The sequence below is a fragment of the uncultured Corynebacterium sp. genome (assembly GCF_902489365.1).
Lineage (GTDB): Bacteria > Actinomycetota > Actinomycetes > Mycobacteriales > Mycobacteriaceae > Corynebacterium.
The window spans coordinates 1-11,304 of the sequence record NZ_CABTZR010000005.1 but is presented as its reverse complement, the minus strand read 5'-3'; the positions used below and the strand labels follow the sequence as shown (position 1 = coordinate 11,304).

The window sequence follows — 11,304 nt, the reverse complement described above, 5'->3', positions numbered from 1 at the left end:
CAGGAAACATTCCTGGCTGGGCTTTAATCGTTTCGGCCGAAAGGCGCAGAATCGGTATCCTAGACTAGTTGCCAGTAAACGTACGCAAAGGAGCTTCACCATGGTTGATCACGCACGCGCCGCGCGCATGGCAAAGCGCATTCAGACAATCGTTGCCAGCGCTATTGAACGCCAGATTAAGGATCGTCGCCTTGAGCTTGTGACTATCACGGATGCCCGCGTTACGGGTGACCTGCACGATGCCACCGTGTACTACACGGTGCGCGGCGCGGATATCGAATCCGAGCCGGATTACGATCAGGCTGCCGAGGCTCTCACTCGAGCTAAGGGGCAGTTGCGCAAGATCGTGGGCGATGAACTGTCGGTCCGCTTTACACCGACGCTGTCCTTTGAGCTTGATACTGTCCCCGAGGCGTCCGCTCACATGGAGGATTTGCTCGCCCGCGCCCGTGCCCGCGATGCGGAGTTGGCCAAGTTAAAGGAAGGCGCGCAGCCGGCTGGTGATGCGAATCCGTACAAGACCTCGGATATGGAAGAGGACTAAGTGTCACGAACCAACTACGAAGCCGCAGTTGATGCGCTGGTGCAGGCCAGCAGTATTTGCATTATTACGCACTTGCGCCCAGACGCCGATGCTGTCGGTTCCGCGGCGGCCCTCACTTTGGCGCTGCGCCAGCGCGGGAAGCAGACCCGCACCGTGATCGGGCAGCGCCGCGATATTTCCGCCAACCTATTTTCCATTCCCACCGTGGACGAGATTGAGTTGGTGGATGAGCTTCCGCAGGGCTATGACCTTTATGTCACTGTGGACTGTGGCTCGATAGAACGGACAGGTTCGGTAGCGCAGGGGCTCGAGAAAATGGCCGCCGTCGGCCGCGTCCTATGTATCGATCACCATGCCTCTAATGACGGCTTCGGCGCCATCAACGTGGTGGATCCAGTGTGTGAGTCCACCACGGTGGTTCTGCTCGATATCCTGGATAGGCTTTCCATCCAGATCGATCGCGTCATCGCGCACTGCTTGTACGCGGGCCTTGTCACCGATACCGGTAACTTCCGGTGGGGCCGCCCAGCCATGCATGATATCGCTGCGCGCCTGATGCTCTATGGGCTCGACACCAAGCAGATTGCGCTGGAACTCATGGATTCCAGCACTGCCGATGACCTGCAGATGATCGGACGCGTGCTCTCAGGCCTCAGGATTGAGGAAGCAGAGGAGCACCGACTGGCTGTTCTCTACGTGCCGCATGAGGAAGTTGCGTCCCACGCCGATTCCGCGATTGAGTCTTTTGTCGATTATGTCCGCGCATTGAAGGGCACTGACATTGGAGTGGTCTTCAAGGAACAAGCCCCCAATGTGTGGGCTGTATCCTTGCGTTCCTCCGCGGTCAACTGCGCTGAAGTGGCTCTCACCTTCGGCGGCGGTGGGCATGTTCCGGCCGCTGGGTATACCGCGCACGGAACGCCCGAGGAGGTTATCGCGCAGCTGGTAGGTGCGTTGTCCTAAATGGCTTCCGCGCAACCAGTCAAGGTTTCTGCCGCGGAGGTTTTCCGCCTTGCTGTGCCCGCTTTGGGCGTTCTCGCGGCGATGCCGCTTTATTTGCTCCTAGATACCGCGGTGGTGGGCCGGCTTGGAGCGGAGGATTTGGCCTCGCTGGGGGCTGCGGCCACGCTACATTCCGTGGTCACGACCCAGCTGACCTTCTTGTCTTATGGCACGACCGCGCGAGCCTCTCGCTTATTCGGTGCAGGTAAGCGGGAAGAGGCCGTGGCTGAGGGCGTGCAAGCAACGTGGGTTGCCGTGGGCGTGGGGGTGGTGCTCGCTATCACCATGTGGCTCTTCGCCGGCGTCTTCGCGATGTGGTTGACTGGCAATCCAGATACGGCACGCGGGACGGCGCAGTGGCTGCGTATCGCCGCCGTCGCGATTCCCTTTACCCTCATCAACATGGCTGGCAACGGCTGGATGCGCGGCGTGCAAAACACCCGCAAGCCCCTCTATTTCACCCTTGCAGGTATGGTTCCTGGCGCCATCGCGGTGCCTATTTTCGTGCACTTCTGGGGTCTGCCGGGCTCTGCTCTGGCCACGGTGCTGGGGATGGGGATCATCGCGGCGTTCTTCGTGGGGGAGCTGCGCCGCGAGCATACCGGCTCGTGGGAGGTTCGCTGGAGCGTTGTGCGTCGGCAGCTCGTGTTGGGGCGAGACCTCATCGTTCGTTCGTTGAGTTTCCAAGTGGCATTTTTGTCGGCGGCAGCGGTGGCCTCGCGTATCGGAACTGCCCAGTTGGCTGCGCATCAAATCATGATGCAGATGTGGAACTTCCTGTCCCTCGTTCTGGATTCCCTCGCGATCGCTGCCCAAGCATTGACCGGCGCAGCGTTGGGGGCAGGGTCAGCGCGCTATGCCCGCACTGTAGGAACCAAGGTGACGCTCTACTCGACGTCCTTCTCCCTCGCGCTCGCAGCGGTACTCGGCCTCGGCGCCGGTGTCATCCCGCAGATTTTTACTACGAGCCCGGAGGTCCTCGAGGTCATTTCCGGCCCGTGGTGGGTTATGACTTTCCTCGTCATTATTGGCGGCGTCGTTTTCGCCCTGGACGGCGTTCTCCTGGGCGCTGGGGACGCAGCCTTCCTCCGCACACTCACCCTCGCGTCAGTGCTTCTAGGCTTCCTCCCTGGTGTCTGGTTGGCCCTGGTTTTCGGCACCGGCCTGACCGGGGTGTGGGGCGGAATCGCCGCGTTCATCCTCATCCGCATGGTGGGCGTGGTGTGGCGCTTCTACTCCATGCGGTGGGCGCAGGTCTAGCCCTGTGGTAAAAGTAGAGAGAATGTTTGTGTGAAGGAGGCGCTATGACCACTTTGTGGGCAGTCTCCGATCTCCACGCGGCGGTACGAGTCAACGGGGACCGCATCGACGAACTCGTTCCGCCGAACCCGAATGACTGGTTGATTGTGGCGGGCGACGTGGCCGAGCGCATTGACCTTGTCATCAACACCTTGGCGCGGCTGAAAAACCGCTACGCCACTGTGATCTGGGTGCCCGGCAACCACGAGCTCTTCTCACGCGGCCAGGACGCGTACCAGGGACGCGAAAAATACGATCGGCTCGTGGAAGGCTGTCGGGAGATTGGCGTGGTTACCCCAGAAGACCCTTTCCCGGTTTTTGGAGGGGTTACCGTCGTACCGCTCTTTACGCTGTATGACTACAGTTTTCGTCCGCCGGGAACAACGGTAGAGCAGGCGCTCGCGAGCGCGAAGCAGAAGCAGATCATCATGACCGATGAATTTGCTATCGCCCCGTTCGTCGATGTGCGCGCGTGGTGCTGGGACCGCTTGGCGTATTCCATCAAGCGCTTATCACGGGTTGAGGGCGAGACCGTCCTGATCAATCACTGGCCGCTGGTGCAGGAGCCAACCTTGTACCTGCGCTGGCCCGAGGTGGCGTTGTGGTGTGGAACCCGCCACACGCGTTCCTGGCCGCGGCGCTACAACGCCAAAGCGGTCATCTACGGTCACCTCCATATGCCCAACCGAGCCAACATTGATGGGGTAGACCACATTGAGGTGTCTCTGGGCTATCCGCGTGAGTGGCAAGCGCACGGACATCTCCAGCCGTGGCCATATCCGGTGCTGAGTATCGATGAGAAGACAGGGAGGGCAGAGCATGCTTGAGCCTTCCCTCTTCCCGGAGTCAGCGCGCTATTGCTATGTGCGTACAGACGAGTCGATGACCGACCTGCTCAATTACAACCACCTATCCCCGGAAGAGCGCTCAGTGGTCTCGCAGGCCGTGGACGTGCGCAAGTCCGAATTTGGGGATGCACGCTGGTGTGCCCACCAAGCCTTGAAGGAGCTCAACTACACCGACAATGAGCCGATTCTGCGCGGCGAGCGAGGCATGCCGCTGTGGCCGGAGGGCTATACCGGATCGATGACGCACACCGAAGGCCTGCGTGCAGCGGTAGCAGCGCCGACCACCCATGTGCGCTCGATGGGGTTGGATGCCGAACCCGCGGAGCCTTTGCCGGAGCATGTGCTGACGATGATCGCTCGGCCGGGGGAGATGCCGCAGCTGGCTCAGTTACAAGCGGCGGGTATTTCCTGCCCGGATCGCCTGTTGTTCTGTGCTAAGGAGGCCACGTACAAGACATGGTTCCCCATGACCCGGCGGTGGCTTGATTTTGACCAAGCGGAAATTGACCTGCGCTTGGACGGAACGCTGGTCTCTTATCTCTTGGCACGGCCAACTCCAGTGCCGTTTATTACTGGGCACTGGATCATCCGGGATGGCTATGTCATCGTTTCTGCTGCCGTTCCGGCGCTCAACTTTGACAGGTAAACCGAGTCATTAAAGCGTCGAGGGCCGCGCGACGAAAACCGTGGCTAAGCGCTTTCCTTTTTCCTTGATCAAGGCGATCGAGCGTCCCTGCGGATCGACGGCCGCGTACGTGCCTTTCAACCCACGCGGCTCTAGCCACTTGCCCATAGCCAGGGCTTGGGCCTCATCATCGGTGACTTCTAAAACCGGATAGCTGCGAGCGAGAGCCTCATCGAGGCTGAGGGACAGGGTCGGAGAGTCCTCGAGAGTAGAGAGGGGGAGGGCGTCGTCAAGCGTGAAAGGGCCCACCTCCGTGCGGCGCAAGGCGGTGAGATGCCCGCCGACGCCGAGGGCCTCACCCAGATCCCGAGCCAGCGAGCGGATGTAGGTTCCCGAAGAACACGCGACCGACACGTCCAAATCAATGAACTCGCCGCAGCGCCGCGTATCGAGGATATCGAAGCGACTGACCGTCACTGGGCGCGCGGGGATCTCAACTTCTTCGCCTGCCCGCACCCTTTCGTGCGCGCGTTTGCCATCGATCTTGATAGCGGAGACCGCTGCCGGCCGCTGCAGAATATCGCCGGTCAGCGCAGCAATTTCCTGCGAAATGGCAGAATCCTTCACAGCGGTTGCCGGTTTGCCCCACGTAGCTTCACCTTCCGCATCGTCGGTGTGGGTAGCCATGCCGAGTCGAATCGTCGCGTCGTAGGCCTTGGTGGAGGCCACCATGTGCGCGAGGAACTTGGTGCCACGTTCGAGCCCCACAACGAGCACTCCCGTGGCCATCGGATCAAGCGTGCCCGCGTGGCCCACCTTGCGGGTGTGGAAGAAGCGGCGGAGTTTTCCCACGACGTCGTGCGAGGTCATGCCGGCGGGTTTGTCGACGACCACGAGGCCGGAACGTTCGAGCGGATCAGTCATGCCCTGCAGTCTAGGGCACCGGCCGCAGTGGGATAGCATGGTGCCCGTGGATATTTGGTACGGAATCGATAGCATCCCCGCTGACCTTGGCCCGACCTCGGTGACGATTGGTGTCTTCGACGGCCTGCACCGCGGTCACCAACAGCTCGTGACGAAGGCCGTCGAGCATGCGCGCACGCATGGCCAACGCCCAATCATGGTGACCTTTGATCCGCACCCAGTCTCCGTGTTCTTGCCGGAGCGCGCGCCGCTCTCCGTGATTACTTTTGAGCGCCGCATGCAGCTGGCGGAAGAGATGGGCATCGAGGCCGTGCTCGTCATCGACTTCACCGAAGAACTCCGGGGCGTCGAGCCGCGCGAGTACGTGGCGGATCTCCTGGTGGGGCGTTTGCACACAGAACACGTCGTGGTGGGGGAGAACTTCACCTTCGGCGCAGGCGCGTCCGGCACCGCGGAGGCGCTAGCGAAATTCGGTACCGAGTTCGGGTTCGACGTTGACATCGTGCCTCTGCTTGACGAAGACGGCGAGCGCATCTGCTCCACCAACATCCGCGCCGCTCTTGCCAAGGGCGATATCGCGCGTGCCAATTGGGCGCTGGGACGCCACTTTACGGTGACTGGGCCCGTTGTACGTGGTGCAGGACGTGGTGGAAAGGAGCTTGGTTTTCCAACCGCCAACCAGTATTTCCCGGAATCCGTCGCCATTCCAGCCGATGGCGTCTACGCGGGCTGGTTCGTGGTTGAACCCACCGGCGCACCACTGGAAGGCGACATGGAGCCCGGTGTTCCTTATCCAGCCGCTATCTCGGTAGGAACGAACCCTACCTTTGGCGATGAGGAGCGTTCGGTGGAGTCCTTTGTGCTGGACCGAGACGCTGACCTCTACGGCCACGAAGCCACCGTGCATTTCGTCGACCACGTGCGTGACATGGAGAAATTCAATTCCGTGGAGGAACTCCTGACAGCTATGGAGCGAGATGTTGCTCGAGTTCGTGAGATTCTGGCACGCGAGGCCTAAATGAAGATCATCCTCGACCTCGACACCGGAATCGACGATGCCCTCGCTCTCGCCTATGCCGTAGCACACCCCGACCTTGAGTTGATCGGGGTTACCGGCACCTATGGCAACGTGCCGGTGGCGCTGGGAGTGCGTAACTCGCTGGCGTTGCTCGAGCTTCTCGACGCCAAGGATGTCCCCGTCTTCATCGGTCCGACGCGGCCGGGCTTCGATGTTGCTCCCATTTCAGCTTTCATCCATGGCCGCAACGGCCTCGGAGAGGTTCTTCTGCCTCCTCCGCGCCGCAAAGCACACGAGGATGCAGTGGGCTTTCTGATCCGTTCGGTCCGTGAGCATGGTGAGGATCTGGTCATTGTGCCGACGGGGCCGTCGACAAGCATTGCAGCCGCCATGCGCAAAGACCCGGACTTCGCCCGCAACGCCCGCATCGTCATGATGGGTGGGGCGCTGACCGTGCCCGGGAACGTCACGCCCTATGCCGAGGCCAACGTCTTCCAAGATCCCCAAGCCACGGACTATGTATTCCGCCATGCTCACGACCTCACGATGGTGGGGCTCGATGTCACGCTGCGCACCTTGCTCACCAGGGAGCACACGAAGCAATGGCGCGGTACACCCACTGGTCGTATCTATGCAGACATCGTGGACTACTACATCCGCGCCTACAAGACGACCTCCCCGCACCTTGGCGGTTGCGGTCTGCATGATCCGTTGGCAGTGGCCGTGGCTGCAGATCCTTCACTGGTCACATGCCTCGACCTCAACCTGCGGTGTGAGGATAATGGCCGCACGATCGGTGACCCGGAACGCCTTAACGATCCCACCACCCGCGTGGCCGTTGCGGTGGATGACGCGCGCTTCGTCGATGATTTGATGTCGAAGCTGGGCAGCCTCTATACTTCTACTTCGGCTTGCTGACTGCGGTCCACAGTAGTCACGGGCAGTGCCTCACGGCGCATCATTTCATGTGGACTGAAATACAATAGGAGATTTTCCATGGCTTTGAGCACTGAGAAGAAGGCAGAAGTCCTCAAGGAGTACGGCCTGCACGAGACCGACACCGGCTCCCCGGAGGCACAGGTTGCCCTGCTGACCTCCCGCATCAACAATCTGACCGAGCACCTCAAGGATCACAAGCACGATCACCACTCTCGCCGTGGTCTGCTGCTCATGGTTGGTCGCCGTCGTGGCCTGCTGAAGTACCTGGCCGCTAATGACGTTGACCGTTACCGCGACCTGATTTCTCGCCTGGGTCTGCGCCGCTAAGCGCTTAGCTTTTCAACCCCCGCACTGCGTGCGGGGGTTTTCTTATCTCATCTGCTAAAATCCTTGGACGTTGTCAGAAAACATCGAAGAAGAGGCGGCACCGAAGATCGCCATGACAGCTCCAAGGAGAGTTACATCCATGAGCGCTAAGAACGCTAAAAAGCAACCGAACAATTCCGTCGAGTTTCTTATCGACGACGACTACGGCATCACCGAGGCCATCGCCACCCTGGACAACGGCGATTTCGGCACTCGCACCATCCGTTTTGAGACGGGCCAGCTGGCTCGCCAGGCCGGTGGCTCCGTGACCACTTACCTGGACGAGGACACCATGCTGCTGTCCACGACCACCGCTTCTAACCAGCCGCGTGAAGGCTTCGACTTCTTCCCGCTGACCGTGGACGTCGAGGAGCGCATGTATGCCGCAGGTAAGATTCCGGGCTCCTTCTTCCGCCGCGAGGGGCGTCCTTCTACTGAGGCTATTCTGGCGTGCCGCCTCATTGACCGCCCGCTGCGCCCGACTTTCGTGAAGGGCTTGCGCAACGAGGTTCAGGTCGTCGTCACTGTTCTGTCCATGGACCCGGAGGAGTATTACGACGTCGTCGCTATCAACGGCGCTTCCGCCGCCACCCAGCTCTCTGGCCTGCCTGTATCCGGCCCGGTGGGCGGCGTGCGCATGGCACTGATTGCTGATGATAAGCACCCGAAGGGCCAGTGGGTGGCCTTCCCGAATAACGAGCAGCACGAGCGTGCTCTCTTCGAGATGGTCGTTGCCGGCCGCATCGTGAAGAAGGGCCGCAAGGACGACGTTGCCATCATGATGGTCGAGGCCGGCGCTGGTGTGAACGTAGCCGAACGCATCAAGGAAGGTGCACCGGCTCCGCAGGAGTCCACCGTGGCTGAGGGCTTGGAGGCTGCGAAGCCTTTCATCAAGTCCCTGTGTGAAGCGCAGGCAGGTCTGGCGGAGCGTGCAGCCAAGGAGACGCAGGAGTTCCCGCTCTTCCCGCCTTACGGTGATGATGTTTACGCGGCCGTCGAAAAGGCAGCCGCCAAGAAGCTGGAGAAGCTGCTTACCATCCCGGGCAAGCAGGACCGCGATGACGCCACTAACGAGTACATGGAGCAGGTCGAGGCTAAGCTCATCGAAGACTTTGACGACCTCGACGAGGCCGACGCGTCCAAGCAGATCCGCAATGCTTTCAACGCCGTGATGAAGGACATCGTCCGCACCAAGATCCTCACCGAGGGATTCCGCATCGATGGCCGTGGTGTGACCGATATCCGTGACCTTGGCGTTGAGGTTGATCTCGTTCCGCGCGCCCATGGATCCTCCCTCTTTGAGCGCGGTGAGACCCAGATTCTGGGTGTAACCACGCTGGACATGCTCAAGATGGAACAGCAGATCGACTCCCTGACCCCAGTCGAGTCCAAGCGTTACATGCACCACTACAACTTCCCGCCGTATTCCACCGGCGAGACCGGCCGCGTGGGCTCCCCGAAGCGCCGCGAAATCGGCCACGGTGCGCTTGCTGAGCGCGCCCTGCTGCCGGTTATCCCGTCCCGCGAGGATTTCCCGTACGCCATCCGCCAGGTGTCTGAGGCCCTTGGTTCCAACGGCTCTACCTCCATGGGCTCCGTCTGTGCGTCCACCCTGTCCCTCTACAACGCGGGCGTTCCGCTGAAGGCTCCGGTGGCCGGTATCGCTATGGGCTTGGTCTCGGGCGAGGTCAACGGCAAGGAAAAGTTCGTGGCGCTCACCGATATCCTCGGTGCTGAGGATGCTTTTGGCGATATGGACTTCAAGGTCGCCGGCACCTCCGAGTTCATCACTGCACTGCAGCTGGATACCAAGTTGGACGGCATTCCTTCGCGCGTGCTTGCCGACGCCCTCGACCAGGCCCGCGACGCCCGTGCCGCCATCCTCGACACCATGGCGGAGGTCATCGAGAGCCCGGACGAGATGTCTGGCCTTGCCCCGCGTATTACCTCGGTGACGATCCCTGTCAACAAGATTGGTGAGCTCATTGGTCCGAAGGGCAAGACCATCAACGCCATCACGGAGGAAACCGGCGCCGATGTTTCCATCGAAGAAGACGGCACGGTTTATATCTCTGCGGCCACTGGTGAGGCTGCTGAGGCAGCAATCGACCGCGTGAATAGCATCGCTAACCCGCAGCTGCCGAAGGTGGGCGAGCGCTTCCTTGGCACCGTGGTGAAGACCGTAGCCTTTGGTGCCTTCGTTTCCCTGACCCCGGGCCGCGATGGCCTTGTGCACATCTCGAAGCTGGGTGGCGACGAGCGCATTGAGAAGGTCGAGGACGTCGTCAATGTTGGCGATAAGATTCAGGTCGAAATTGCCGACATTGATAATCGCGGCAAGATCTCCCTGGTTCCGGTTGAGGAGGACTAATCCTCGGACTAGCTAGGACTACTAGGACCTCCTAGATCAAGGGCCCTGTAACCCAGAAACTAGCTGGGGACAGGGCCCTTATCGTTTCACCACACGTCAATCCTGGAAGTCGAGAACTAGGCGTTTAGGGCCCTCCAGGAAAGTCACTGAGTACGGCGTCTTCTTCTGTAGTCCAATGATCAATTGGGTTTGTGCCTCGAATGAGGTGGTATATACGACCTCGCTCACCACACCAGTACCGGGAGTAGTTCCCGGCTTCATATACTTTTCTTCGAGCTCGGGTGTGGAAGGCCACGGAGTTCCTTCTATCCCCAGATTGAGAAAAGTGTTTCCGTCTACCTCAACTGGATAACCTGATGCCTGTTGACGCGGATCGCCGGTATAAGACGTGAACCACCCCGGCTCACCTTCTCCTTCGAGGTCAACCACCACCCTCGTGAAACCGTCGTGAGCACCTACGCGCACGCCCGTCGGAATGAGGCCGCCCAACCGATCTGGCATGTGGTGTTGGTCATCAATCGCAGCCGTCCCCATACCCGCAAAGGCAGCAACATTGGCATCCTGTTGTGAGGGAGCATTCTGCGTGTCACTGGACGGCGGCTCCGGCCCATCGATAGCAGCGGAGCTAGACGGAATTGCACTGAACTGCGGCGCCGGAGTCGTGTCTGACCCACGCTCGGCGCATGCAGTCAGAGGCATTACGCATACGGCGCTAACGGCTGCGATGATAGCGACGGAAGAAGGTAAGTGTGGCATTCTTTATTCTCTATTTCTTGAGCTGTACCAGTTGGATGAGGTTCCCTACGGTGTCATCGAAGACGGCGATGATGGAGGGGCCGACGTCGGTAGGCACCATAGTGAAATGCACTCCCTTTTCAGTGAGCTCGCTATATTCCCTCTCCACGTCTGCGGATAGGAACTGGGTGACAGGGATACCGTCAGCATTGAGTGCTGCTGCGTAGTCCTTGGCCGCGGAATGGGCCTTGGGCTCGAGTAGGAGCTCCATATCCCCTTGGCCTTCCGCATTGGTGACCGTGAGCCACCGAAAGTCTCCGTGGGTTACATCGTCCTTGACTCGAAAGCCGAGCGTATTGACATAGAAGTCGTGAGCGAGGGCAACATCATCGACGGGTACTGAGGCAATGTAGATCTGCATTCACCCCATCCTAACCGGCATCACTAAGTCCAGCCGATCCCAACTGCAACAGTTGGGGCGAGCCTGACTGGGCCTCGGCAGTGCAGTCGTCGTCTGTGACGACGGTGGTTTTGTTCCTGGGTTTCTTTTCCTTTCTGGTGGTGTGGTCTCGTCGTTTTATTCGACGGCGGGGTTTAGAAGGGGATGTCGTCGGTGCCTGCGTCTGTGTCGGT

The 11,304-nt window shown here is 60.2% G+C and carries 12 protein-coding genes; 9 read left to right on the top strand and 3 right to left on the bottom strand.

Features of this window, described 5'->3' with window-relative positions; all coding sequences use genetic code 11:
- Positions 1-100: 100 nt before the first annotated feature.
- The 5 genes from rbfA to RDN59_RS01545 are packed head-to-tail and all read left to right on the top strand — an operon-like array spanning position 101 to position 4,339.
- Positions 101-544, top strand: coding sequence for a 30S ribosome-binding factor RbfA (rbfA, locus tag RDN59_RS01565; protein ID WP_308606257.1), 444 nt, complete (start codon positions 101-103; stop codon positions 542-544).
- The gene (locus RDN59_RS01560; RefSeq protein ID WP_308606255.1) at positions 545-1,507 is read left to right on the top strand and encodes a bifunctional oligoribonuclease/PAP phosphatase NrnA; all 963 of its coding nucleotides are present in this window, start codon (positions 545-547) and stop codon (positions 1,505-1,507) included. It abuts the gene before it with no gap.
- A complete protein-coding gene (locus RDN59_RS01555) occupies positions 1,508-2,806 on the top strand; it encodes an MATE family efflux transporter (RefSeq protein WP_175973139.1) in 1,299 nt (432 codons plus the stop codon). It abuts the gene before it with no gap.
- A 44-nt stretch (positions 2,807-2,850) separates the two neighbouring features.
- A complete protein-coding gene (locus RDN59_RS01550) occupies positions 2,851-3,672 on the top strand; it encodes a metallophosphoesterase (RefSeq protein ID WP_071409996.1) in 822 nt (273 codons plus the stop codon).
- Positions 3,665-4,339, top strand: coding sequence for a 4'-phosphopantetheinyl transferase (locus RDN59_RS01545; protein WP_046648085.1), 675 nt, complete (start codon positions 3,665-3,667; stop codon positions 4,337-4,339). The genes RDN59_RS01550 and RDN59_RS01545 overlap by 8 nt, the downstream gene beginning before the upstream one ends.
- Positions 4,340-4,348: 9 nt before the next feature.
- Here the strand turns inward: RDN59_RS01545 and truB are convergent, their stop codons facing one another.
- Positions 4,349-5,242, bottom strand: coding sequence for a tRNA pseudouridine(55) synthase TruB (gene truB, locus RDN59_RS01540; protein ID WP_308606254.1), 894 nt, complete (start codon positions 5,240-5,242; stop codon positions 4,349-4,351).
- Positions 5,243-5,279: 37 nt separating this feature from the next.
- Here truB and RDN59_RS01535 point away from each other — a divergent pair, with 37 nt between their 5' ends.
- From RDN59_RS01535 to RDN59_RS01520, 4 genes are all read left to right on the top strand, one after another.
- Positions 5,280-6,260 carry a bifunctional riboflavin kinase/FAD synthetase gene (locus tag RDN59_RS01535; RefSeq protein WP_308606252.1) on the top strand — a complete coding sequence of 327 codons (981 nt, stop codon included), beginning with the start codon at positions 5,280-5,282 and terminating at the stop codon, positions 6,258-6,260.
- Entirely contained in the window at positions 6,261-7,178 is a 918-nt protein-coding gene (locus tag RDN59_RS01530; protein WP_308606251.1) for a nucleoside hydrolase, read from the top strand. It abuts the gene before it with no gap.
- 78 nt (positions 7,179-7,256) lie between these two features.
- Positions 7,257-7,526, top strand: coding sequence for a 30S ribosomal protein S15 (rpsO, locus tag RDN59_RS01525; RefSeq protein ID WP_308606250.1), 270 nt, complete (start codon positions 7,257-7,259; stop codon positions 7,524-7,526).
- Between the two features lie 139 nt (positions 7,527-7,665).
- Positions 7,666-9,936 (top strand): polyribonucleotide nucleotidyltransferase, encoded by a 2,271-nt coding sequence (locus RDN59_RS01520; RefSeq protein ID WP_308606249.1) that lies wholly within the window; start codon positions 7,666-7,668, stop codon positions 9,934-9,936.
- 96 nt (positions 9,937-10,032) lie between these two features.
- Here the strand turns inward: RDN59_RS01520 and RDN59_RS01515 are convergent, their stop codons facing one another.
- On the bottom strand, positions 10,033-10,635 hold the full coding sequence (locus tag RDN59_RS01515; protein ID WP_308606248.1) for a hypothetical protein: 603 nt from the start codon (positions 10,633-10,635) through the stop codon (positions 10,033-10,035).
- A 67-nt stretch (positions 10,636-10,702) separates the two neighbouring features.
- Entirely contained in the window at positions 10,703-11,092 is a 390-nt protein-coding gene (locus tag RDN59_RS01510) for a VOC family protein (protein WP_308606247.1), read from the bottom strand.
- Between the last annotated feature and the right edge of the window lie 212 nt (positions 11,093-11,304).

Coding starts and splice junctions, on each gene's coding strand:
- rbfA (WP_308606257.1), top strand. CDS start 101: ATGGTTGATCACGCACGCGCCGCGCGCATGGCAAAGCGCATTCAGACA.
- RDN59_RS01555 (WP_175973139.1), top strand. CDS start 1,508: ATGGCTTCCGCGCAACCAGTCAAGGTTTCTGCCGCGGAGGTTTTCCGC.
- RDN59_RS01550 (WP_071409996.1), top strand. CDS start 2,851: ATGACCACTTTGTGGGCAGTCTCCGATCTCCACGCGGCGGTACGAGTC.
- RDN59_RS01545 (WP_046648085.1), top strand. CDS start 3,665: ATGCTTGAGCCTTCCCTCTTCCCGGAGTCAGCGCGCTATTGCTATGTG.
- truB (WP_308606254.1), bottom strand. CDS start 5,242: ATGACTGATCCGCTCGAACGTTCCGGCCTCGTGGTCGTCGACAAACCC.
- RDN59_RS01535 (WP_308606252.1), top strand. CDS start 5,280: ATGGTGCCCGTGGATATTTGGTACGGAATCGATAGCATCCCCGCTGAC.
- RDN59_RS01530 (WP_308606251.1), top strand. CDS start 6,261: ATGAAGATCATCCTCGACCTCGACACCGGAATCGACGATGCCCTCGCT.
- rpsO (WP_308606250.1), top strand. CDS start 7,257: ATGGCTTTGAGCACTGAGAAGAAGGCAGAAGTCCTCAAGGAGTACGGC.
- RDN59_RS01520 (WP_308606249.1), top strand. CDS start 7,666: ATGAGCGCTAAGAACGCTAAAAAGCAACCGAACAATTCCGTCGAGTTT.
- RDN59_RS01515 (WP_308606248.1), bottom strand. CDS start 10,635: ATGCCTCTGACTGCATGCGCCGAGCGTGGGTCAGACACGACTCCGGCG.
- RDN59_RS01510 (WP_308606247.1), bottom strand. CDS start 11,092: ATGCAGATCTACATTGCCTCAGTACCCGTCGATGATGTTGCCCTCGCT.